Annotated in this window: 17 protein-coding genes; 7 read left to right on the top strand and 10 right to left on the bottom strand. The window is 66.7% G+C overall.

The annotated features are described in order from the left end of the window. Nucleotides 1-10 precede the first annotated feature (10 nt). On the top strand, nt 11-289 hold the full coding sequence (locus tag OKW44_RS18405; protein WP_018417628.1) for a DUF2866 domain-containing protein: 279 nt from the start codon (nt 11-13) through the stop codon (nt 287-289). Between the two features lie 74 nt (nt 290-363). On the opposite strand, the gene OKW44_RS18410 is transcribed toward OKW44_RS18405, so the two are convergent. Next, nucleotides 364-1,419, bottom strand: coding sequence for a CaiB/BaiF CoA transferase family protein (locus tag OKW44_RS18410; RefSeq protein ID WP_018417629.1), 1,056 nt, complete (start codon nt 1,417-1,419; stop codon nt 364-366). Nucleotides 1,420-1,527: 108 nt separating this feature from the next. After that, on the bottom strand, nt 1,528-3,483 hold the full coding sequence (locus OKW44_RS18415) for an ATP-binding cassette domain-containing protein (RefSeq protein WP_018417630.1): 1,956 nt from the start codon (nt 3,481-3,483) through the stop codon (nt 1,528-1,530). Nucleotides 3,484-3,649: 166 nt separating this feature from the next. Here OKW44_RS18415 and OKW44_RS18420 point away from each other — a divergent pair, with 166 nt between their 5' ends. After that, nucleotides 3,650-4,129 carry a glutathione peroxidase gene (locus OKW44_RS18420; protein ID WP_018417631.1) on the top strand — a complete coding sequence of 160 codons (480 nt, stop codon included), beginning with the start codon at nt 3,650-3,652 and terminating at the stop codon, nt 4,127-4,129. A gap of 10 nt (nt 4,130-4,139) precedes the next feature. Here OKW44_RS18420 and cls read toward each other — a convergent pair whose 3' ends face one another. The 6 genes from cls to dapC all read right to left on the bottom strand — a co-directional run bounded on the left by cls (nt 4,140) and on the right by dapC (nt 10,494). Beyond that, the gene (cls, locus tag OKW44_RS18425; protein WP_018417632.1) at nt 4,140-5,627 is read right to left on the bottom strand and encodes a cardiolipin synthase; all 1,488 of its coding nucleotides are present in this window, start codon (nt 5,625-5,627) and stop codon (nt 4,140-4,142) included. Between the two features lie 200 nt (nt 5,628-5,827). Beyond that, on the bottom strand, nt 5,828-6,712 hold the full coding sequence (prmB, locus tag OKW44_RS18430) for a 50S ribosomal protein L3 N(5)-glutamine methyltransferase (RefSeq protein ID WP_018417633.1): 885 nt from the start codon (nt 6,710-6,712) through the stop codon (nt 5,828-5,830). A gap of 14 nt (nt 6,713-6,726) precedes the next feature. After that, entirely contained in the window at nt 6,727-7,866 is a 1,140-nt protein-coding gene (dapE, locus tag OKW44_RS18435) for a succinyl-diaminopimelate desuccinylase (RefSeq protein ID WP_018417634.1), read from the bottom strand. 141 nt (nt 7,867-8,007) lie between these two features. Then, entirely contained in the window at nt 8,008-8,373 is a 366-nt protein-coding gene (locus OKW44_RS18440) for an ArsC family reductase (protein WP_018417635.1), read from the bottom strand. Beyond that, nucleotides 8,373-9,200 (bottom strand): 2,3,4,5-tetrahydropyridine-2,6-dicarboxylate N-succinyltransferase, encoded by an 828-nt coding sequence (dapD, locus tag OKW44_RS18445; protein ID WP_008923562.1) that lies wholly within the window; start codon nt 9,198-9,200, stop codon nt 8,373-8,375. The genes OKW44_RS18440 and dapD overlap by 1 nt, the downstream gene beginning before the upstream one ends. Nucleotides 9,201-9,273: 73 nt before the next feature. Continuing rightward, a complete protein-coding gene (gene dapC, locus OKW44_RS18450) occupies nt 9,274-10,494 on the bottom strand; it encodes a succinyldiaminopimelate transaminase (RefSeq protein WP_018417636.1) in 1,221 nt (406 codons plus the stop codon). Between the two features lie 373 nt (nt 10,495-10,867). Here dapC and OKW44_RS18455 point away from each other — a divergent pair, with 373 nt between their 5' ends. The 5 genes from OKW44_RS18455 (at nt 10,868) to def (ending at nt 19,797) form a co-directional block, all read left to right on the top strand. After that, a complete protein-coding gene (locus OKW44_RS18455; protein WP_018417637.1) occupies nt 10,868-11,929 on the top strand; it encodes a DMT family transporter in 1,062 nt (353 codons plus the stop codon). 184 nt (nt 11,930-12,113) lie between these two features. After that, the gene (gene smc / locus OKW44_RS18460; RefSeq protein ID WP_018417638.1) at nt 12,114-15,632 is read left to right on the top strand and encodes a chromosome segregation protein SMC; all 3,519 of its coding nucleotides are present in this window, start codon (nt 12,114-12,116) and stop codon (nt 15,630-15,632) included. A 113-nt stretch (nt 15,633-15,745) separates the two neighbouring features. After that, complete coding sequence (locus OKW44_RS18465) at nt 15,746-17,035, top strand: cell division protein ZipA C-terminal FtsZ-binding domain-containing protein (protein WP_018417639.1); 1,290 nt, start codon at nt 15,746-15,748, stop codon at nt 17,033-17,035. Nucleotides 17,036-17,200: 165 nt separating this feature from the next. Beyond that, a complete protein-coding gene (gene ligA / locus OKW44_RS18470; protein ID WP_026225314.1) occupies nt 17,201-19,264 on the top strand; it encodes an NAD-dependent DNA ligase LigA in 2,064 nt (687 codons plus the stop codon). Next, entirely contained in the window at nt 19,264-19,797 is a 534-nt protein-coding gene (gene def, locus OKW44_RS18475; RefSeq protein ID WP_018417641.1) for a peptide deformylase, read from the top strand. Before ligA ends, def begins: the two co-directional genes overlap by 1 nt. 97 nt (nt 19,798-19,894) lie before the next feature. Here def and OKW44_RS18480 read toward each other — a convergent pair whose 3' ends face one another. Further along, nucleotides 19,895-21,883 carry a pseudouridine synthase gene (locus OKW44_RS18480; RefSeq protein ID WP_084753954.1) on the bottom strand — a complete coding sequence of 663 codons (1,989 nt, stop codon included), beginning with the start codon at nt 21,881-21,883 and terminating at the stop codon, nt 19,895-19,897. 6 nt (nt 21,884-21,889) lie between these two features. Continuing rightward, nucleotides 21,890-24,469 carry a [protein-PII] uridylyltransferase gene (locus OKW44_RS18485; RefSeq protein WP_026225316.1) on the bottom strand — a complete coding sequence of 860 codons (2,580 nt, stop codon included), beginning with the start codon at nt 24,467-24,469 and terminating at the stop codon, nt 21,890-21,892. Between the last annotated feature and the right edge of the window lie 11 nt (nt 24,470-24,480).

The raw sequence follows: 24,480 nt of genomic DNA on the forward strand, positions 1-24,480 counted from the left end.
GGATCGCGCCTTGAAACAGTCTCGTGAAACCGCTGCCGACCATCACATTCTGGTGCGCGGCTGCCGGATCTCCGCACCGATTCATCAGCCGTGGGGCGGCGCTTGCCGGATCGTCGAGTGGATCGACACCGCGGGCCAGATCTCGCGGCGGGTGGTGGCCGAAGACGTAACGGCCGCCGAAGTGCGTGCCACAATCAGCCGCCATGTGGAAGGCCGCAAGCACCTGCTGTACGACGACGAAAAGTCGCCGCGGCAAACGCTGCCGAGGCAGACGCCGACGCGGCGTTGATGGCGGCGGGTTTTTCGATTGCCCGGGCCTTGATCTTCATTGCGCCCGCCCGCGTCGCGGCTGCGCCACGCGCATTAGGCCCCGTCGTCGTGTGAGTCGGCGGCGCTCGCGGCCACCGCCGCATACGCGTGCGGATTGAACAGCGGATGCTGCGCCGCTTCAGCGGGCGTAAGCACCGGCGACACGCAGCAATCGAGCGATTCCAGCGATTCCACCCATTCGCCGAGCGTGCGCGTCGCAATCAGATTGGCGACTTCCTGAATGAGTGCCACGGCATCGGGACCGCCGATCGCCTGACCCAGGCTCCAGTGACGCGTCGCCCATTCCGGCCGATCGAGCGCCATGCACAGCGTTTCCCAGAACTTCAATTCGAGCGCGCCGACCGCGAGCCAGCGTTCATCGCTGGTGCGGTAGAGGTTGTAGCAGGGCACGCCGCCGTTCAAGAGACCACTGCCCGCGGCGGGCGCCGCACCTTCGTTGACGAGCGACACCTGCGCGACGAAGTTGTGCGCATAGCTCGTGTGCGTCATCGATACATCGACGAAGCGGCCCGCACCGCCTCGCGCGACATGCCAGAGCGCGGCGAGAATCTGCGTGACCGCGCTCAATGCGCCGCCGAGCAGATCGGCGATCTGGAAGTTCGGCAGGATCGGCGCACCGTCGCGGTTCGCCAGTTGATCGAGCACGCCTGCGTAGCCGATGTAATTCAGATCGTGGCCGGCATGGTCCGCGAACGGACCGCTCGCGCCATATCCGCTGATCGCGCAATAGACGAGCCGCGGATTGGCTGCGCTGAGCGTCGCGTAGCCGAGGCCGAGCCGCTCCATCACGCCGGGCCGGAAGCTCTCGATCAGCACGTCGGCTTCAGCCGCGAGTGCGCGCAGCACCTGGCGTCCTGCTTCGGACTTGAGGTCGAGGCGCGTCTCGCGCTTGCCGCGATTGACCATCCGGTAAAACGCGCCGGGTCGGCCCGCGACACGATCGCTCGACGACTGCATCATCGTGCGAGTCGGGTCGCCCGCGCCGGGCGCCTCGATCTTCAGCACATCGGCGCCGAGCTCGGCGAGGCGCAGCGCGGCCACCGGACCTGGCAGCAGACGCGTGAGGTCGAGCACGCGCAGTCCTTGCAACGGCGGCGCATCGGTTGCCGATGCAGTTGCTGATTCTGGGGCCGATAACCCGGACGATGAATTCGCAAATGACAAAGCCAAGCTCCCGTGGATGCCGGCGCGGTGCCGCTAGCCGATCTGTTCGAGTTCCTCGTGCGTCTCGAGCCATTCGGCTTCGAGCGTGTCGAGGCGCGCGTTCACGTCTGCCTGACGGCGGATCGCCCCCGTCAGTTTGCTCTTCTGCTCCGGTTCGTAACTCGCGGGATCGGCGACGAATGTATCGAGCGTCGCTTTCTCCGCGTTGAGTGCGTCCATTTCCTTTTCGATCTTCGCGATGCGGCTTTGCAGCGGCTTCTTCAGATGCGCGAGCTTCTGCCGCGTTTCCGCTTCGAGGCGGCGCTGTTCCTTGCGATTGACGTTGCTGTCGCCACTCGCCGCGCCGTTGGACGCTGGGTCCGACGCACCGGAAGCATTGGCCTTCAGCGCGGCGCGCTGCTCGGCCGCATGCTGCAGCAGCCAGTCGCGGTAGTCGTCGAGATCGCCGTCGAATTCCTGCAGACGATGCTTCGCGACCAGCATGAACTGATCGGTCGTCGCGCGCAGCAGATGCCGGTCGTGCGAGACCAGGATCAGCGTGCCTTCGAATTGCGCGAGCGCCATCGTCAGCGCGTAGCGCGTTTCGAGGTCGAGGTGGTTGGTCGGCTCGTCGAGCAGCAGCAGGTTCGGCTTTTGCCAGATGATCAGCGCGAGCGCGAGGCGTGCCTTCTCGCCACCGGAGAACGGCACGATCTTCGCGGTCGCCATGTCGCCGGAAAAGTTGAAGCCGCCGAGGAAGTCGCGCAGCTCCTGCTCGCGCGTATCTGGCGCGAGACGCGCGAGGTGCTGCAACGGGGTGTCGTCCGGACGCAGCGTTTCGAGCTGATGCTGCGCGAAGTAGCCGATGCGCAGACCCTTGCCTTCGCGTACGTGGCCGCTCAACGGTTCGAGCGTGCCCGCGAGCGTCTTGATCAGCGTCGATTTGCCCTGGCCGTTCGCGCCAAGCAGGCCGATGCGCTGACCGTTCTGGATCGACAGCATCACGCGCTCGACGATCGGAATCTCGCTGCCGTCTTCGGCATGGTAGCCGCAGCGCACGTCTTCCATCACCATCATCGGATTCGGCGCGGAGTCAGGGGTGCGGAACTCGAACGTGAACGGCGACGCGACGTGCGCGGGCGCGATCAGCTCCATTTTCTCGAGCGCCTTCACCCGGCTTTGCGCCTGACGCGCCTTGGTGGCCTGCGCCTTGAAGCGGTTGATGTAGCTCTGCAGATGCGCGACCGTGCGCTGCTGTTTTTCGTACGCGCTCTGTTGCAGCGCGATCTGCTGCGCGCGCAGCACTTCGAATTGCGAGTAGTTGCCGCCGTAGCGTTTGATCTGCTGGTTCTCGAGATGCAGCGTGACGTTGCAGACGGAATCGAGAAACTCGCGGTCGTGCGAGATCACGATCAGCGTGCCCGAATAGCGATTCAGCCAATCTTCCAGCCAGACGATCGCGTCGAGGTCGAGGTGGTTGGTCGGTTCGTCGAGCAGCAGCAGATCGGAGCGGCACATCAGCGCCTGCGCCAGGTTCAGGCGCATGCGCCAGCCGCCCGAGAAGCTGCTGACCGGCTCGCGGGTCTGATCGAGCGTGAAGCCGAGGCCGAGCAGCAACGCTTCGGCGCGAGCCGGCGCGGTGTAGCCGTCGGCGTCGGCGAACGCGGCGTGCGCTTCGGCTTCTGCCGCGCCGTCGTGCGCCGCGGAGGCCGAAGCGATGCGCGCTTCGATGTCGCGCAGCGCGGCGTCGCCGTCTAGCGTGTAGGCGAGGGCGGTTTTGTCGACGGCGGGCGTTTCCTGCGCGACGTGCGCGATGCGCCAGGTCGGCGGGATCGAGAAATCGCCGCCGTCCGCATGCAGCTCGCCGAGCAGCACGGCGAACAGCGTCGACTTGCCCGCGCCGTTCGCCCCGATGAGGCCGGCTTTTTCACCGGGGTTCAAGGTGAACGTGGTGTTGTCGAAAAGCGGCTTGGTGCCGCGTGCGAGGCTGAACTGATTGAAGCGGATCACGACGTGGCCGGCTGAAGAAAACCGCTATTTTAGACTGCCCGGCGCGTTGCCGGGCGCGCGGCGCCGATGGCCCGGCTGTCACTTTACGCGCGGCCGCCATCCGCCATCCGGCTAACTGTATCGGCAGCGCTTTTGGCATAGACTGACGGCTTTCACAGGAGGGCACATGACATCGATTTATTCGTTCTCGGCACGCACGCTCGGCGGCGCGGAAGCGAGTCTCGCGAAGTACGAAGGCAAGGTGATACTGATCGTCAATACCGCGAGCGAATGCGGGTTCACGCCGCAATACGCGGGCTTGCAGAAGTTGTATGACGCGTACGCGGCGCGCGGACTTGCAGTGCTCGGTTTTCCGTGCAATCAGTTTGGCAAGCAGGAGCAGGGCGACGCCGCGCAGATCGGCAGCTTCTGCGAGAAGAACTACGGCGTGACGTTTCCGATGTTCGACAAGATCGACGTGAACGGCCCGAACGCGCACCCGCTGTTCCGCTATCTGACGATCGAGGCGCCGGGACTGCTCGGTCTCGAGGCGATCAAGTGGAATTTCACGAAGTTTCTGATCGGCCGCGACGGCAATGTCGTCAAGCGCTATGCGCCGCTGACCAAGCCCGAGGCGATCACCGCGGATATCGAAGCGCTGCTGTAAGCGGGCACGCTTACAGGATCGGCGAAAAGAGCCGCGCGACGTGCATCAGCATGCGTCGCAGCGCGTTCGACTTGCGGTACTCGTCGCGGTCGATTTCGCGCGACTCGGCAAAGTCGTCGAGCAGCATCGTCTCGACTTCGAGCGCGAAGCCGCGGTCGACGGTCAGCACCATGATCTCGAAGTTCAGGCGAAACGAGCGGTTGTCGAGATTGGCGCTGCCGATCGCAGCCGCGCTGCTGTCGATCAGCACGACCTTCTGATGCAGGAAGCCCGGCTGATAGCGGAAGATGCGAATGCCCGCGCGCAGCGAGTCGTACGCATAGAGCTTCGACGCCGCGAACACCACGAGGTGATCGCGCCGGCTCGGAATCAGGATGCGCACCTCGACGCCGCGCAGTACCGCGAGCCGCAGCGCGGCGAACACGGCTTCGTCGGGGACGAGGTAGGGCGTCGTGATCCAGATGCGTTCACGTGCCGCGTTGATTGCTTCGACGAAAAACAGCGAGCAGGTCTCCTGCTTGTCGGCCGGGCCGCTCGGCAGCACGAGGCAGTGCATGTTGTTCGCGGCGCGTTCGTTGGCGCCGTGGTCGCCGGGCTGGTCGAAGGATGGGGTCACGGAATCCGCGGCCGGCGCGTCGAACTCGGGCAACTGCTGCGTGGCCCAGTACCAGTCCTCGATAAAGACGAACTGGATGCTTGCGACTGCTGGCCCGCGCACTTCGATGTGCGTATCGCGCCACGGCGACAGCGGCGGCTTCGCGCCCAGATATTCGACCCCGACGTTATGACCGCCGACAAACGCGCGCTCGCCGTCGACCGCCACGATCTTGCGGTGATTGCGGAAATTCAGTTGCAGACGGTTGACGAAGCGGCGGTTCGTGGCGAACGGCTGCATCTCGATGCCGGCGGCGCGCAGCGCCGCGACGTAGCGGTGCGGCAGATCGAAGCTGCCGATACTGTCATACAGGAAGTAGACCCGCACGCCCTGTTTGGCTTTGGCGATCAGCGCGTCCTTCAGCATGTCGCCGAGTGCGTCGTCGCGCACGATGAAGAATTGCACGATCACATAGCGGCGCGCGTTCTCGATCGCCTCGAAGATCGCCTCGAAAGTCGCCGTGCCGTTGACCAGCGTGCGCACGGTATTGCCTGGCAGGAACGGCATGCCGCCGAGGCGCGTCAGCGACTGCACGAGCCGCGAGCCGAGCTGCTGCGTCGGCGCCCCGGCCGACGACGCGTGCGTGTCCCACACCTGCGGATGCGCGTGCGTGCGCAGCAGCTCGTTCTCGACGCGGCGCGCGTCCGCGTAGCCGGCGAACTTGCTGCGGCCAAGGAACAGGTAGGGCACGAGCGTCAGATAAGGCATCGCGACCAGCGACACGGCCCATGCAATCGCCCCTTGCGAGGTGCGGGTATGGAGAATCGCGTGAGCGGCCGCGATGATGCCGAGAATGTGGGCAACAGCAACCAGCGTGCCGACGTGAAGCAGGTCGAATGACATAAGCTCGCGAACAGTTGGCGAAGCGCCGTGGTTCAGGAAACGGAGGCCGGCACGGGCTCGCTCCGTGGTCTGCGGGAACGCGTCGGGCAACGGGCTCAGGCTGCGGTTGCGGGCAAGGCCACGCGCTGTCGCGGCGATTGCTCGTGACCCTGCCTGAGAAACGCGCTTGAAACGACGACCAAACGATCAGCATGCCGGACTCAGACCGGCAAGTCGCTGGCCTGGATCAGAAACACGTTGTCGTCGCCGGCGCTGGTCGACAGCCACACGAGGTCGAGACCGCCGAACGCCGCTTCGACGTGCTCGCGTTCGTTGCCGATCTCGATGACGAGCACGCCGTCTTCGGTCAGCCAGTTGCGCGCGTCGGCTATGATCCGTCGCACGACGTCCATACCGTCGGCGCCACCCGCGAGCGCCATCTCCGGCTCGTGCTTGTATTCGGCCGGCAGCTCCTGCATCGACGTGGCGTTCACGTACGGCGGATTGCTGATGATCACGTCGTAGCGGCGCTCGGCGAGCGGCGCATACAGATCGCCTTCGAACAGCGCGATGCGCTCGTCGAGGTGGTAGTCCAGCACGTTGCGCGTCGCGACTTCGAGCGCGGGCGCGGACAGATCGACCGCGTCGACGTCGGCGTTCGGGAACGCGTGCGCGGCGAGGATCGCGAGGCACCCGGAGCCGGTGCACAGTTCGAGCACCGCGCCGACCTGCTCGGGGTCCTCGACGTACGGCTGCAGGCCGTCCTGCAGCAACTCGCCGATGAACGAGCGCGGCACGATCACGCGCTCGTCGACGTAAAAGCGATAGCCGTGCATCCACGCTTCCTGCGTGATGTACGCGGCCGGTACGCGTTCGGCGGCGCGTCGCTCGATCACTTTCAGCACCGCCTCGATTTCGGCCGTGGTCAGGCGCGCGTCGAGAAACGGCTCGAGCAGGTCGAGGGGCAAATGAAGCGTGTGCAGGATCAGGTAGGCGGCTTCGTCGTAGGCATTGGCCGAGCCGTGGCCGAACGACAGTTTGGCCTCGCTAAAACGCGACACTGCATAACGCAGCAGGTCGCGGACGGTGCAAAAAGGAAGCGTCATCGCAAAGTTCCAGGTTACGCGATCAGTTGTTCGAGCACGCGGCGATACACGTTCTTCAGCGGCTCGATATGGGCGACTTCGATATGTTCGTCGATCTTGTGAATGCTCGCGTTCAGCGGACCGAACTCGATCACCTGCTCGCAGATGCGCGCGATGAAGCGGCCGTCCGACGTGCCGCCGGTGGTCGACAGCTCGGTGTCCACGCCGGTTTCGTCCTTGATCGCTTGCGCGAGCGCGCTCGACAGCTTGCCGCGCGGGGTGAGAAATGGCAGGCCGCTCACGGTCCATTGCAGTTCGTATTCGAGGCCGTGTTTGTCGAGAATCGCATGCACGCGCTTTTGCAGTCCTTCGACGCTGCTCGCGGTCGAGAAGCGGAAGTTGAACATCACGTCCGCATGGCCGGGGATCACGTTGGTCGCGCCGGCGCCGCTGTGGAGGTTAGACACCTGCCAGGTGGTCGGCGGGAAATATTCGTTGCCTTCGTCCCAGCGCTCGGCGACGAGTTCGGCGAGCGCTGGCGCCAGCACGTGCACCGGATTGTTCGCCAGATGCGGGTAGGCGATATGGCCCTGCACGCCCTTGACGATCAGCTTGCCCGACATCGAGCCGCGCCGGCCGTTCTTGACCATGTCGCCGAAACGTTCGCTCGACGTCGGCTCGCCGACGATGCAGTAGTCCATGCGCTCACCCCGCTGCTGCAATGCTTCGACGACCTTGACGGTGCCGTCGGTGGCGGGGCCTTCCTCGTCGCTCGTGATCAGGAACGCGATCGAGCCGCGGTGCTCGGGGTGCGCGGCGACGAACTCCTCGCTCGCGACGACGAAGCCGGCGATCGACGCCTTCATGTCCGCCGCGCCGCGGCCGTACAGCTTGCCGTCGCGCTGGGTCGGCTCGAACGGCGCCGAGTGCCATTGTTCGAGCGGGCCGGTCGGTACCACGTCGGTGTGGCCGGCGAACGCGAGCAGCTTGCCTTGCGTGCCGTCGACGCCGCGTTTGACGGCCCACAGGTTGGTCACGCCGTTGGATTCGATCGTCTCGTGCTCGAAGCCGAGCGCGGCGAGGCGCTCGATCAGGAGACGCTGGCAATGCTGATCGTCGGGCGTGACGGACGCGCGCGCGATCAGTTGTTCGGTAAGGGCGAGGGTGCCGGACATGGATTTAGGACAAGCCATTTTGAAATGAAAAAATGCCGGCTCGCGGTGAGGCACCGCAGCCGGCAACAGCCTTTGAACGACGCGGCGCGAGGCCGCGTGTTCGACTACCTCGTGCGCGAGCCTGGCGCTTCAGCGCCGCGCTCAGACAAACAGCGCCGCGTACTCATCCGCCGAAAAGCCGAGCGACTTCACCCGCCCGTTCACGACCAGCACCGGCCGCTTGATCACCGACGGCTTGTGGATCATCAGCGCGATCGCGCCCGGCTGCGTTTCCGCGGCCGCCTTCATGTCGTCGGACAGAGCGCGCCACGTCGTGCCGCGGCGGTTCAGCAGCGCATCGAGCTTGACGTCCTTGAGCCAGTCCTGCACGAGCGGCTCGGTCACGCCGGCCTTCTTGAAGTCGTGGAACTCGAACTCGACGCCGTGCTCTTCGAGCCATACACGGGCCTTCTTCACGGTGTCGCAGTTCGGAATGCCGTAGACGACGGTTTTGGTGCCGCGCGCCATCAATCGCCTCGCAGCAACTCGTTCAGGCCGACCTTCGCGCGCGTCTTCGCGTCGACCTTCTTGACGATGACCGCGCAGTACAAGCTGTGCGTGCCGTCCTTCGACGGCAGGTTGCCCGCCACCACGACCGATCCCGCCGGAATGCGGCCGTACGTGACTTCGCCGGTTTCGCGGTCGTAAATCTTGGTGCTCTGGCCGAGGTACACGCCCATCGAGATCACCGAGTTTTCCTCGACGATCACGCCTTCGACGACTTCCGAGCGCGCGCCGATGAAGCAGTTGTCTTCGATGATGACCGGGTTGGCCTGCAGCGGCTCCAGCACGCCGCCGATGCCGACGCCGCCCGACAGGTGCACGTTCTTGCCGATCTGCGCGCACGAGCCGACGGTGGCCCACGTGTCGACCATCGTGCCTTCGTCGACGTACGCGCCGATGTTGGTGTACGACGGCATCAGCACGACGTTCTTCGCGATGAACGAGCCGCGGCGCGCGATCGCGGGCGGCACGACGCGGAAGCCGCCGGCGGCGAAGTCTTCAGCGGTGTAGTTCGCGAACTTCGACGGCACCTTGTCGTAGAACTGGCTGTAGCCGCCGGCCGGCATCGGCGCGTTGTCTTCCAGACGGAACGACAGCAGCACGGCCTTCTTCAGCCACTGGTTGACGACCCAGTCGCCGTCCTTCTTTTCGGCGACGCGCAGCGCGCCCTTATCGAGTTGCTCGATCGCATGGGCGACGGCTTCGCGCACTTCTGCCGGCGCGGCTTTCGGCGACAGTTCGGCGCGGTTGTCCCAGGCGGTATCGATGATGCTCTGAAGTTGTTGCGACATATGCGTGATTATCTGAAGGGTTGAAGTCTGAAGAAGGGGATGCCGTGTAGCTCAAGCGAGGCTCAGGCTGCGCTCAGTTGACACTGAGCGAGCGGCAGAATTCGACGATCCGCTGCGCGCCCGCCGTGCATTCGTCGACGTCGGCGACGAGCGCGAGGCGCACGAAATTGCGGCCGGGGTTCACGCCATGCGCGGTGCGCGCGAGGAACGAGCCCGGCAGAACCGTCACATTATAGTCGGCGTAGAGGCGCTGGGCGAACTCGGTGTCCGTGAGGCCGGTGCGCTCGACGTTGGCCCACAGGTAGAACGCGGCGTCGGGCAGGCGCACGTCGAGCACCTCGGCGAGCATCGGCGTGACGGTCGTGAACTTCCGCAGGTACCTGGCGCGGTTCTCGCGCACGTGCGTCTCGTCGCTCCACGCGACCACGCTCGCGCTCTGGAACACGGTCGACAGCGCCGTGCCGTGGTACGTGCGGTACAGCAGAAATGCCTTGAGAATCGCGGCGTCGCCGGCGACGAAGCCCGAGCGCATGCCCGGCACGTTCGAGCGCTTCGACAGGCTCGACAGCATCACGAGGCGCTCGAAACCGCGTCCGAGCTTGTGGGCCGCTTCGAGGCCGCCGAGCGGCGGCTTGGACTCGTCGAAATAGATTTCCGAGTAGCACTCGTCCGAAGCGATCACGAAGCCGTAGCGGTCCGATAGCGCGAACAGCTCGCGCCAGTCGTCGAGCGTGAGGACGGCGCCGGTCGGGTTGCCCGGCGAGCAGACGTACAGCAGTTGCGTGCGCGCCCACACGTCGGCGGGCACCGTCGAGTAGTCGCACGCGAAGTTGCGCGCCGGGTCGCTGTTGACGAAGTACGGCTGCGCGCCGCCGAGCAGCGCCGCGCCTTCGTAGATTTGGTAGAACGGGTTCGGACAGAGTACGATCGCAGGCTCGCCGTCAGCATCGCGGCGCGGATTGAGCACCGTCTGCGCGAGCGCGAACAGCGCCTCGCGCGAGCCCGCCACCGGCAGCACCTCGGTCAGCGGATCGAGCGGCGGCAGGTTGTAGCGTTGCGTGACCCATTTGGCGATCGACTCGCGCAGCGGCGACGAGCCGAGCGTGGCCGGATACGCGGCGAGGCCACCGAGCGAATCGATGACGGCGTCGCGGATCAGCGGCGGGGTCGGATGTTTCGGCTCGCCAATGCCGAAGCTGATATGCGCGAGGCCGGCCGGCGGCGTGACGTCCTTGAAAAGCAGGCGCAGCTTTTCGAACGGATAGGGCTGAAGGGAGTCGAGTAGCGGATTCACGGACGAAATGGCCTGATCGGAATGGACGCGGATGAAAGGCGGGACAACCGGGCACGCGCGCCGGCGGGCGGCGGTGCATCAATCATGAATCGGCATCCCTGCGCGCGATGGACTGGCCAGCGACGAGCCGGCCACCAGTGGCGGCGAACGGACGATTATAGCGTGGCGCGCCCGCGGACCAGGCGGGAGCCTGGCGCGCGGCGCGGGAGCAATCCGCGAGGCCGCGCACCGGGGCGCCGCGGCGGGAACGGCGCGAATCCGCCACGGTTCGCGTAAAAGAATACGCAGGAGCAGCAATGTACGCAGCAGTTCAGGAGACGGCCGGCTGGACCCTCATACGACCCGCCCACGACGCCCGTCGGAGTCCCGCCCCATGACCAACTGGCTTCGCAACGGCTGGCCGACGCTCGCGATCATGCTGGGCGCGTCGGTCTGGGGGATGGTCTGGTATCCGCTGCGGATGCTGGCCGCGCTCGGCGTGACCGGCACCGCCGCGAGCGCGCTCACGAGCGGCACCGGCTGCCTGTTCGTGCTGCTCGTGCGGAATGGCGCGCTGAAGACCGTGCGGTGGCACTGGCTGCTGCCGGCGCTCGCGCTCGCCGCGGGTGTCACGAATCTCGGCTTCGTGTGGGGCGCGATCCACGGTCAGGTGATGCGCGTGCTGCTGCTGTTCTATCTGACGCCCGCGTGGACCGCGCTGTTCGCGCATTTCATCCTGCACGAGCGCCTCACGTGGTCGGGCGCGGCGCTGGCCGCGCTGTCGCTCGCGGGCGCGATGACGATGCTATGGTCGCCGCGTCTCGGCATTCCGGTACCCGGCAATCCCGCCGAATGGGCCGGGCTCGCCGGCGGCATGGGCTTCGCGATGAGCAACGTGCTGATCCTGAAGACGAGCCGCGTGCTGCCGGACATGAAGCCCGAAATGCGCACCGCGGTGATCTTCGGCGGCGCGGCGCTGTTCGGCGCGCTGGCGTCGCTGTTCGAGCCGATGCCCGCGCCGCCCGTCGGCGCACATCTCGGCACCGCGGCGCTGCTGGTGCTCGGTCTCGGTCTGCTGCTCGCGTCGAACAACATGCTCGTGCAATACGGGCTCTCGCGCGTGCCGGCCAATCGCGCGTCGATCATCATGCTGTTCGAACTCGTCGTGACGGCGCTGTCGGCGTGGCTGTTCGCCGGCGAAGTACCGGGCCCGCGCGAATGGGCCGGCGGCGCGTGCATCGTGCTCGCGTCGGCCTTGTCGAGCTGGGTGCATCGGACGAAATTGGCGCCGCCCGATCCCGCCATTGGGGACACGGACGGGCCCGGCGGCGACGATGGACGCGGTGGTCAATGCCGTGGCAAACGCGGTGACCACCGCGGTGACGAACCCGGCCCTGACGGCGACAGCGACGAGCACCGAAAGGACGGTAAGAATCGTCCACGCGCGATGGTATGATTCCCCCTCATTAGCCGGCGCATGCGTACCTGCGTGTGCCTCAGATGTGCATGAGCGCATGCAGCCGGCAACCAAATTGCGAAGGCTCGCGAGGTTGCGTGGGGCCGTCCCGCTGCGGCGGTGAACGACTGGCGCAACCTCGCGAGCCACCTATCACTCTCTCTTTTCAAACAGCGAAATCGCCGTGCGGCTCACCTCGATCAAACTCGCTGGTTTCAAATCCTTCGTCGATCCCACGCATTTCCAGGTCCCAGGCCAGTTAGTTGGCGTGGTCGGTCCGAATGGGTGCGGCAAATCCAACATCATCGACGCCGTGCGCTGGGTGCTCGGCGAATCGCGCGCCTCTGAATTGCGCGGCGAGTCGATGCAGGACGTGATCTTCAACGGCTCGACCGCCCGCAAGCCCGGCAGCCGCGCGAGCGTCGAACTCGTGTTCGACAACGCGGACGGCCGCGCCGCCGGCCAGTGGGGCCAGTATGCGGAGATCGCCGTGAAGCGCGTGCTGACGCGCGACGGCACGTCGAGCTACTACATCAACAATCTGCCGGCGCGGCGCCGCGACATCCAGGACATCTTCCTCGGCACCGGCCTCGGGCCGCGTGCGTACGCGATCATCGGGCAGGGCATGATCGCGCGGCTGATCGAGGCGAAGCCCGAAGAGCTGCGCGTGTTCCTCGAAGAAGCCGCCGGCGTGTCGAAGTACAAGGAGCGCCGCCGCGAGACCGAGAACCGTTTGCACGACACGCGCGAGAACCTGACGCGCGTCGAGGACATCGTCCGCGAGCTCGGCGCGAATCTCGAGAAGCTCGAGGGGCAGGCGGTCGTCGCGACGCGTTATCGCGAGCTGCAAAGCGACGGCGAGGAAAAACAGCGTCTGTTGTGGTTGCTGCGCAAGAACGAGGCGGCAGGCGAGCAGCAGCGCCAGCAACGCGCGATCGAGCAGGCGCAGATCGACCTCGAGGCGCAAACCGCGAAGCTGCGCGAAGTCGAGGCGGAACTCGAAACGCTGCGCGTCGCGCACTATTCGGCGAGCGACGCGATGCAAGGCGCGCAGGGCGCGCTGTACGAGGCGAACGCGGAAGTGAGCCGGCTGGAAGCCGAGATCCGCTTCATCGTCGAATCGCGCAACCGCGTGCAGGCGCAGATCGCCGCGCTGACCGCGCAGCGCGAGCAGTGGCAATCGCAGGCCGACAAGGCGCGGGACGATATCGCCGACGCTGAAGAGCAACTGGCCGTCGCTGAAGAAAAAGCCGTGCTCGCCGAACAGAACGCCGCCGCGAAGCACGATGCGCTGCCCGCCCTCGAAGCGCGCTGGCGCGACGCTCAGGCGGAGCTGAACACCGAGCGCGGCGGCATCGCGCAGACCGAGCAGGCGCTGAAGCTCGAAGCCGCGCATCAGCGCAATGCCGATCAGCAGTTGCAGCAGCTGCAGCAGCGCCATGAGCGGCTGAAATCGGAAGAGGGTGGCCTCGACGCGCCCGACGAGGCGCAGCTCGAGGAGTTGCGCATGCAGCTCGCCGAGCACGAGGAAATCCTTCACGACGCGCAGGGCCGCCTCGCCGACGCGCAGGAAACACTGCCGCGGCTCGACGGTGAACGCCGCGCCGCGCAGGAGCGCGTGCAGGCCGAAAGCGCGCAGATCCATCAGCTCGACGCGCGCCTCGCCGCGCTCAGGCAGTTGCAGGAAAACGTGCAGACCGAAGGCAAGATCCAGCCGTGGCTCGACAAACACGAGCTGGGCAGCCTGCCGCGTCTGTGGAAGAAGCTGCATGTCGAGGCCGGTTGGGAAACCGCGCTCGAAGCGGTGCTGCGCGAGCGCCTCGCCGCGCTCGAGGTGTCGAATCTCGACTGGGTCAAGGCGTTCGCAACCGACGCGCCACCGGCCAAGCTGGCGTTCTACGCGCCGCCCGCGGCTGGTCAGCCGGCCCCGGCGGCGGGCGCGCTGCGCTCGCTGCTGTCGCTCGTGCGCATCGAGGACGCGGGCATCCGCGCGGTGCTGACCGACTGGCTGGGCCTCGCGTTCGTCGCCGACGATCTGCAGCAGGCGCTTTCGATGCGCGCACAGCTGCCCGAGGGCGGCGCGTTCGTCGTCAAGGCGGGGCACGTGGTCACGCGCGTCGGCGTGCAGCTGTATGCGGCCGATTCCGAACAGGCCGGCATGCTCGCGCGTCAGCAGGAAATCGAAAACCTCGGCCGCCAGGTGCGCGCACAGGCATTGCTTGCCGACGAGGCGAAGGCCGCCGCGATCCGCGCCGAAGCCGCGCACACGCAAGCCGCGCAGGCGCTCGCCGAGCTGCGCCAGCAGGCCGAACGCGCGACGCAGCGGGTGCACGCGTTGCAGATGGACGTGCTGAGGCTCACCCAGGCGCACGAACGCTACACGCAGCGCAGCACGCAGATTCGCGAGGAACTCGAAGAGATCGCCGCGCAGATCGACGAGCAGCGGGCGCTGCGCGCCGAGTCGGAAGCGAACTTCGAGCGTCACGACGGCGAGCTCGCCGAACTGCAGGCGCGCTTCGAAGACCACCAGCTCGCGTTCGAAGCACTCGACGAAGAACTGACGACGGCCCGCGGCGAAGCACGCGACCTCGACCGCGCCGCTACCGACGCGCGCTTCGCGGCGCGCAACATGGCGAACCGCATCGACGAATTGAAGCGCAGCATCCAGGTCGCGCACGAGCAGAGCGAGCGCGTCGCGGGCGCGCTCGAAGACGCGCGCGCCGAACTGGAAACGATCAACGAGCAGACCGCGCACACCGGTCTGCAGGACGCGCTCGACATCCGCGCCGTGAAAGAAGAGGCGCTGCGCGCCGCGCGCGTCGAGCTTGACGACCTGACCGCGAAGCTGCGCTCGGCCGACGAAACGCGCCTCACCGCCGAGCGCGCCCTGCAGCCGCTGCGCGACCGCATCAATGAATTGCAGTTGAAGGAACAGGCCGCGCGCATCAACGGCGAGCAGTTCGTCGAGCAGTTGGCCGCGGCCGGTGTCGATGAAGCCGAACTGCAAGCCAAGCTGACGGCGGACATGAAGCCGTCGTACCTGCAGGGCGAAGTCACGCGCATCAACAACGCGATCATGGCGCTGGGGCCGGTCAACATGGCCGCGCTCGACGAGCTGAAGGCCGCGACCGAGCGCAAGAGCTTCCTCGATTCGCAGTCGGCCGACCTGACGAGCGCGATCGAAACGCTCGAAGACGCGATCCGCAAGATCGACGCCGAAACGCGCACGCTGCTGCAAAGCACGTTCGACGAAGTGAACCGTCATTTCGGCGAGCTGTTCCCGCGTCTCTTTGGCGGCGGCCAGGCGAAGCTGATCATGACCGGCGACGAAATTCTCGACGCCGGCGTGCAGGTGATGGCGCAACCGCCGGGCAAGAAGAATTCGACGATTCACCTGCTGTCGGGCGGCGAGAAAGCGCTGACCGCGACCGCGCTCGTGTTCGCGATGTTCCAGCTGAATCCGGCGCCGTTCTGTCTGCTCGACGAAGTGGACGCGCCGCTCGACGACGCCAACACCGAGCGTTTCGCGAATCTGGTACGGGCGATGTCGGACAAAACCCAGTTCCTGTTCATCTCGCACAACAAGATCGCGATGGAGATGGCGCAGCAGCTGATCGGCGTGACGATGCAGGAGCAGGGCGTCTCGCGGATCGTCGCGGTCGACATGGAATCGGCGGCGGGTTTCGCCCAGAATATCGTTTGAGTTAACGCTTTCGCGGGCATCCGCATCCAGCGCAGCGGCCTCGATGAGCGCCGCGCGGTACGTGGAGCGGACGACAGGCCCGCGCGGATAGAAGAATTGCTGATGGAGCATGCATGGACGAGTTGACACTCGGTTTGATCGGCGCGGGTGCCGTGGTGGTGGGGGGCGTGGTCGTGTACAACGCGTGGCAGGGCGCGAAGGTGCGCCGCAAGATGCCGCGGTCGATGCCGGCCGACACCGCCGAGAGCTTTGCGCGGGACGAGCATGAGGAGCAGAGCCCGTTCATCGAGCCGGCCCGGCCGACCACGCGGCGCGAGCCGAGCGTGAGCGCCGAGGCGGCGGCGGGCCCGACCGCGGTGCGCGTCGAGCCGACGTTCGGCGCGGGCGCCGCACCGCTCGATACACCGGCCGATATCCAGGCCGAGATGACGTCGCCGAACGGTTATCCATCGGCGGACGGCGATACCGTGGGCGAAGGCGAACATGCGGCGGCGCCGGGCGCGCACGCGGAGCGGCCCGCGTCCGCCGGGCACGAGCGGGTCGAACCGATCCTGCCGGCCGCCACGACGATTTCGTCGGCGCCGCCCGCGATCGTCGATCGGCGCATCGACTGTATCGTGCCGATCCGGCTGAACGGCCCCGTGGCCGGCGACAAGATGCTTCCGCTCGCGCAGCGCTTGCGTCGCGCGGGCAGCAAGCCCGTGCACATCGAAGGCAAGCCCGAAGGCGGTGGCGCGTGGGAGCTGCTGCAGAACGGCACGCGCTACGAAGAGCTGCGCGCGGCCGCGCAGCTCGCGAACCGTAGCGGCGCGCTGAACGAGCTCGAATTTTCCGAGTTCGTGAGCGGCGTACAGCAGTTCGCCGATGCGCTCGACGCGGCGCCGGAATTCCCCGACATGCTCGAAACCGTCGCGATGGCGCGCGAGCTTGACGGCTTTGCCGCCCAGTGCGACGCGCAGTTGTCGATCAACGTGCTGTCGGACGGCGCGCCGTGGTCGGCCAACTACGTGCAGGCGGTCGCATCGCAGGACGGTCTGCTGCTGTCGCGCGACGGCACGCGCTTCGTCAAGCTCGACTCGCGGCAAAGCCCGGTGTTCATGCTGCAGTTCGGCGACACCAATTTCCTGCGCGACGATCTCACGTACAAAGGCGGCGAGATGATTACGCTGGTGCTCGACGTGCCGGTCGCCGACGAAGACATCCTGCCGTTCCGGCTGATGTGCGATTACGCGAAGTCGCTGGCCGAGCGCATCGGCGGACGCGTGGTCGACGACGGTCGCCGGCCGCTGCCGGAAAGCGCGCTGCTCGCGATCGAAAAACAGTTGATGACGCTGTACGCGAAGCTCGAACAGGCGGGTATTCCGGCGGGTTCGCCGGCCACGCGGCGCCTGTTCAGCCAGTAAGCCTTTGCAGCGTTCTACGCGTTTTGACGACGGCCGCACGATGTGCGGCCGTCGTCGTTTCCGGCTTACGTCGCAGCGCGGCCCGCCCCGATTCAGCGATGTAAAGGGGCACGCTTCCTGCGATAATCCGATGTCCGACTTTCTTCTCGAGAAGCTTCCGACAGCATGGCCCGATCCTCCGTCCCTCCTTCTGCAACCAGCGCTCCGGCCGAGCGGGCCGTGTGGTTGCGCGCGGAACTCGAACGCGCGAACTACGCGTATTACGTGCTCGATCAACCGGACCTGCCGGACGCCGAGTACGACAAGCTGTTCAAGGAGCTGGAGCGCATCGAGGCCGAGCATCCCGATCTGATCGTGCCGGATTCGCCGACGCAGCGCGTCGGCGGCGAGGCCGCGAGCGGTTTCGAGCCGGTCGTGCACGATCTGCCGATGCTGTCGTTGAACAACGGTTTCGCCGACGAAGACATCGTCGCGTTCGACAAGCGCATCGGCGACGCGCTCGGCAACAACGCGAGCGAGCCGCCGGTCCCCGTCGACTACGCGGCCGAGCTGAAATTCGACGGCCTCGCGATCTCGCTGCGCTACGTCGACGGCGTGTTCGTGCAGGCTTCCACGCGCGGTGACGGCACAACCGGTGAGAACGTCACCGAAAACGTCCGCACGATTCGCTCGATTCCGTTGAAGCTGAAGGGTAAGCGCGTGCCGCGCGTGCTCGACGTGCGCGGCGAAGTGCTGATGTTCAAGCGCGATTTCGAGCGCCTGAACGAACGCCAGCGCACCGCCGAACAACGCGAATTCGCGAACCCGCGCAACGCGGCGGCGGGCAGCTTGCGGCAGCTCGATTCGAAGATCACCGCGCAGCGGCCGCTGTCGTTTTTCGCGTATGGCATCGGCGTGCTCGAAGGCATCGAGATGCCGGCCACCCATAGCGAACTGCTCGACTGGTACAAGGAGATGGGCTTGCCGGTCAATGGCGAGCGCGCGGTCGTGCAGGGCGCCGAAGGCCTGCTCGGCTTCTTCCACGCGGTCGGCGAGAAGCGCGACAGGCTGCCCTACGACATCGACGGCGTGGTCTACAAGGTCAACCGGCGCGACGAGCAGGATGCGCTCGGTTTCGTGTCGCGCGCGCCGCGCTTCGCGCTCGCGCACAAATTCCCCGCGCAGGAAGCGCTGACGAAGCTCGTCGCGATCGACGTGCAGGTCGGCCGCACCGGCGCGATCACACCGGTCGCGCGGCTGGAACCGGTGTTCGTCGGCGGCGCGACGGTCACGAACGCGACCTTGCACAACGAGGACGAAGTGCGCCGCAAGGACATCCGCATCGGCGACACGGTGATCGTGCGGCGCGCTGGCGACGTGATTCCGGAGGTGGTCAACGCGCTGCTCGAGCGTCGTCCGGCCGACGCGCGCGAGTTCGTGATGCCGACGCAGTGCCCGGTGTGCGGTTCGGCGATCGAGCGGCTGCCCGACGAGGCGATCGCGCGCTGCACGGGCGGGCTCTTCTGTCCGGCGCAGCGCAAGCAGGCGCTGTGGCACTTCGCGCAGCGCCGCGCGCTCGATATCGACGGCCTCGGTGAGAAGATCATCGATCAACTGGTCGAACAGAACCTGGTCCGTACGCCGGCCGATCTATTCAACCTCGGCTTCGCGACGCTCGCGGAACTCGACCGCTTCGCCGAAAAGTCCGCGCAGAACCTGCTCGACTCGCTCGAAAAGGCCAAGCACACGACGCTCGCGCGCTTTATCTACGCGTTGGGGATTCGCCATGTCGGCGAATCGACCGCGAAGGATCTCGCGAAGCACTTCGGCTCGCTCGATCCGATCATGGATGCGTCGCTGGAGGAACTGCTCGAAGTCAACGATGTGGGGCCGGTCGTCGCCGAATCGATCCACCAGTTCTTCGCCGAGGACCACAACCGCACGGTGATCGAACAGCTGCGCGCGCCGGGCAAGGTCACGTGGCCCGAGGGGCCGCCCGCGCCGAAGGCGCCGCAGGGCGTGCTGGCCGGGCAGACGGTCGTGCTGACCGGTACGCTGCCAAACCTGTCGCGCGAGGACGCGAAAGAAATGCTCGAGGCAGCCGGCGCGAAGGTGGCGGGGTCGGTATCGAAGAAAACCGGTTACGTGGTGGCGGGGGCCGACGCGGGCAGCAAACTCGCGAAGGCGGAGGAACTTGGCATCCCCGTACTCGACGAAGATGGTATGCGCAAGCTCCTGGAGGGGCACTGATGATTCACGACATTCTAAAGATGGGCGATCCGCGCCTGCTGCGAATCGCCGAGCCGGTCGCTCACTTCGACACGCCCGAGCTGCACCGGCTCGTGGAAGACATGTTCGAGACCATGCACGCGGCGAACGGCGCGGGTCTCGCCGCGCCGCAGATCGGCGTCGATCTGCAGGTGGTGATCTTCGGCTTCGGTTCGAACGAGCGCTATCCGGACGCGCCGCCGGTGCCGGAGACGGTGCTGATCAACCCGACCATCACGCCGGTCTCGCAGGACATGGAAGAAAGCTGGGAAGGTTGCCTGTCGGTGCCGGGGCTGCGCGGCGTGGTGAGCCGGTTTTCGATGATCCGTTATCACGGCTTCGATCAGTTCGGCAATCCGATCGACCGGGTCGCCGAGGGTTTTCACGCACGGGTTGTGCAGCACGAATGCGATCATCTGATCGGCAAGCTGTATCCGATGCGGATTACCGATTTCTCGAAGTTCGGCTTTACCGAAGTCCTGTTCCCGGATCTCGATCCGAATAGCGACGACTGACACAACTGCCGCCAACAAAAAACCCACGCCATTTCGGCGTGGGTTTTTTGTTGTGCCGATGCGCCCGCTCTCAGCAAGGAGGCGCATTGGACGGACCTCAGAACGACTCGTCTTCCGACAGATAGCGCCACTGTCCCGGCGGCAGCGCGCCGAGCATCACCTGGCCCATGCGCACGCGCTTCAGGCCCACCACCTCGAGACCGACCAGTTCGCACATGCGGCGAATCTGACGCTTCTTGCCTTCGCGCAGCACGAAACGCAGCTGCTCGCCGTTCTGCCAGCTGACCTGCGCGGGCTTCAGCGCGACGTCGTCGAGCGACAGGCCGTGGCGCAGCAGCGCGATTTTTTCGGCCGGGAAATGGCTTTCGACGTCGACCGTGTGATCGCCGTAGGCGACGCGCACCAGATACTCCTTGTCCACGTCCGAGTGACCGCCGATCAGTTGCTTCGCGATGCGGCCGTCCTGCGTCAGCACGAGCAGGCCCGTCGAATCGATGTCGAGACGCCCGGCCGGCGCGAGTTGGCGCAGATGCGACGCCGAGAAGCGGATCCCCGAATGGTCGCCTTCCCAGCGATTCTCCGGCGTGACGAGCGTGATTGCCGGCTGATAGCCGTCCTCCGCCTGGCCCGACACGAGCCCGACCGGCTTGTGAACGATCACGGTCACCTGGCTCGACTGAAAGGCTTCGGCGGCCGGGTCGATGTCGATGCGCTGATCCGGGAACACCTTTGTGCCGAGCGTATCGACGCGCTCGCCGTCGACCATGACCCAGCCTTTCTCGATCCATTCGTCGGCCTCGCGACGCGAGCACATGCCGAGCTTGGACATCAGCTTCGACAGACGCAGCATGCCCGGCGCGTCTTCGCGATCGCGGCGGGGCGGGTGCGGGGTGTCGATGGCGCTGTCGACGGGGCGGGCCGTTGCTGATGCCGAGGCCCGCGGCTTGGCGGCGCGGACTGGTCGGTCGTCGCCGAAGCGGCGGTTCGCGGCCGGCAACGTGTCGTCGAAGCTGCGCGCAGGGCGCTCGCGACGCTCGGTGCGTTCGCCGTAGCCGCCTTTTACCGGCTTCGCGAAGCTGCGCTCGCCGCGCTCGCTTTCGAAGCGGCGCGAGGTGCTGTCGCTGCGCGCGCCTCGATCGCCACCGCGACGCTCCTGCGGCTCACCGCGATCGCTACCGAAGCGCGGACGGTCGGCGGCCTCGCGCTCCCGGCGCACCGGACGATCGCCACGCGCGCCGCCTTCCGGCGGCCTGCCTGTGCCTGGGCGCGGACCGCTGAACGGACGGCGTTCGCCGGCATCGCGGCCCGGTGCGCGCTCACCAAAACTGCGCGGTGCGCGCTCGCCGCGCTCCGCATTGCCCTCGAAACGACGGGGTGCGCGTTCTGCACGCTCGCCGAATTCGCGCCGAGGAGCACGTTCGCCACGCTCAGCGCTGCCTTCGAAGCGACGCGGCGCGCGTTCGCCACGCTCGCCGAATTCGCGCCGAGGAGCACGTTCGCCACGCTCAGCGCTGCCTTCGAAGCGACGCGGCGCGCGTTCGCCACGCTCGCCGAATTCGCGCCGAGGAGCGCGTTCGCCGCGCTCAGCGCTGCCTTCGAAACGACGCGGCGCGCGTTCAGTCCGTTCGCCGAAATCGCGCCGAGGCGCCCGTTCGCCGCGCTCAGCGCTGCCTTCGAAACGACGCGGCGCGCGTTCAGTCCGTTCGCCGAAATCGCGCCGAGGCGCGCGTTCGCCACGCTCGGCGCCGCCCTCGAAGCGACGCGGCGCGCGCTCTCCGCGCTCGCCTCGCTCAGCCGCACCTTCGAAGCGGCGCGGTGCGCCGCCGGCAGCCGTGCCCCGTTCGCGCACGCCCGACCCTTCGGCACGCGGCGCGCGTGCACGGGCACCCGCCGGCTTCGCGCCGACCGGCCGCTTCGCGCCACCACCCGTCGATACCGCGCCTTCACGCTTCGCGCCGGCCTCGGCCTCGAATGGCTTCGGCCGCGCTGGACGGGTCGGCTTACGCGCCGATGCGCTGCCGGGGCGGACAGGGGCGCGTTCGGACGACGCCGGCCGCGGATGTTTTGCTGTTAATTTGGTTCGCATGAAATCTCACACTGCAATCGCGCGCAGCAGTTCGGTCTCGACCTGAATTTGCAGGCGGTTGTCCGATAGGCTGTGTCCTTCGAGCAGGAACACGTCCTCGACGCGTTCGCCGAGCGTATTGATCCGCGCCGAGGCGACGCCGACCCGGTGCTCGGCTAGCACGCGCGCGATCGAATAAAGAAGGCCCGGCCGGTCGTTCGCCGACACGGACAGGATGTAGTATTGGCCGCGCTCATCGGCCCGCAGGTCGACGCGCGGCGTAATGGGGAAGGTGCGCGACAGCCGTGACAGCCGGCCCTTCGACGGTCCCGGCAGCAAGGTGCCGTGGCCCGCGAGGCGCGCGGTCAGCTCCTGCTCGACCAGATTGGCGATGTCGCGATAGTGCACGTCCTCTTCGGTGTGCGCGACGAGGAAGTTGTCGAGCGCATAGCCGTGGCGCGTCGTGCTGACGCGCGCATCGAGCACCGACAGGCCGTTGCGGTCGAAATACGCGCAGATGCCCGCGAACAGATCGGGCTGGTCCTTCACGTAGACGAGCACCTGCAGCGCCTCGCCGATCGGCGACGGCCGCGCGCGTACGAGCGGCGTCGGCGTTTCGACGTGGCGATATAGCACGCGCGTCTGCCACGCGATGTCCGCCGCGTCGTGGCGCAGGAAATAGCCGACGTCCAGCTTGTCCCACAGCGCCCGTTGCGCGCCTTCCGGCACGGTTTCGAGACGCAGCAGCGCGAGCGCCTCTTCCTGGCGCGACTTCAGCTCGGAATGCTCGTCCGGCTGGGCACCGCCAAGCACGGCGAGCGTGGTGCGGTAGAGGTCTTCGAGCAGCTTGCCTTTCCACGTGTTCCAGACCTTCGGGCTGGTGCCGCGGATGTCGGCGACCGTCAGCAGATAGAGCGCGGTCAGGCGGCGCTCGGTGCCGACCAGCTCGGCGAAGCGCCTGATCACTTCAGGGTCGCTCGTGTCCTGCTTCTGCGCGACCTGGCTCATCGTCAGATGCTGCTGCACGAGCCACACGACGAGCTCGCCATCCTCGCCTTCGATGCCGTGCTGGCGGCAGAAGCGCCGTGCGTCGGCCATGCCCAGCGTGGAATGATCGCCGCCGCGGCCCTTCGCGATGTCATGAAACAGCGCGGCCACGTACAGCACCCACGGCCGGTCGAAGTTGACGATCAACTGGCTGCAGAACGGGTATTCGTGCGCATGCTCGGCGACCGCGAAGCGGCGCAGATTGCGCAGCACCATCAGAATATGCTGATCGACCGTGAACACGTGGTACAGGTCGTGCTGCATCTGCCCGACGATGCGCCGGAAATTCAGCAGATAACGCCCGAGCACGCTCGTCTGGTTCATCAGCCGGAACGCATGCGTGATACCGGCCGGCTGCTTCAGAATTTCCATGAAGAGCCGGCGATTTTCCGGATCGCGCCGCCAGTGCTGGTCCATCACGTCGCGGGCGTTGTAGATCGCGCGCAGCGTGCGCGCCGACAGTCCCTTCACGCCGGGGGTGCGCTGGTATAGCAGGAACGCCTCGAGGATCGCGTTCGGCTCGCGCTGGAACACGTCGTCGGAGGCGATTTCGAGCATGCCCTGCTTTTCGACGAAGCGATCCGACAGCACGCGCGTGATGCCGCTTGTGCTCGGAAACAGCTGCGCCTCGATGTTCTGGATCAGGATCGTCGCGAGTTGCGTGACCGCTTTCGCGGCCCAGTAGTAGCGGCGCATCAGCTGCTCGCTCGCGCGCTTGGTCGCGGTCGGCTTGAGGCCGAAGCTTTCCGCGACCGGCGTCTGCAGGTCGAACACCAGGATGTCCTGGCGGCGCCCGGCGATCACGTGCAGCCGCGCACGCAGCGACTTCAGGAAGCCTTCGTTGTGGCGCAGCTCGCGCGCCTCGCGCTCGGTGATGAGTCCGCGCGCTTCGAGTTCGCGCCAGCTGCTGCCGAAGCCAGCCGCCTGTGTGATCCACAGGATCAGCTGCAGGTCGCGCAGCCCGCCCGGGCTTTCCTTGATGTTCGGCTCGAGCGCGTAGGGCGTGTCCTGAAACTTCGCGTGACGCTGGCGCATTTCGAGCACCTTCGCCTGGAAGAACGCCTTCGGGTCGAGCGCCGCACGGTAGCGCCGAGCGAAATCGTCGAACAGTGCGGCGCTGCCGGTGATGCGGCGCGCTTCCAGCAGCGAGGTACGTACCGTGACGTCGTTGGCCGCTTCCTCGAGGCATTGCGACACGCTGCGCACGCTGCTGCCGAGTTCCAGCCCGAGATCCCACGCGAGGCTGATGAAGCGCTCGATGCGCGCGTCCAGATGCTCGAGCCGCGCGTCGGGCAACAGCACCAGGATGTCGATGTCGGAGTGCGGCGCGAGTTCGCCGCGCCCATAGCCGCCAACCGCGACCAGCGCGAGGTCGTCGGGCAGCTCGCAGGTGTCCCAGGCGGCGCGCAGCGAATGGTCCGTGGCGCGCGCGAGGGCGGCCATCAACGCGTCGACGTTGGTGGCCGTTCGGAAGCGTTCCAGCAACTGGGCTTTGGCCACTTTGTAGTCCGCCTTGAGCGACGAGGCATGGGAGGGGGCGACGGCTGGAACGCTACTCATTGGCAGGAAGG

This window comes from Paraburkholderia lebeckiae (assembly GCF_050436325.1).
Classification (GTDB): Bacteria; Pseudomonadota; Gammaproteobacteria; order Burkholderiales; family Burkholderiaceae; genus Paraburkholderia; species Paraburkholderia tuberum.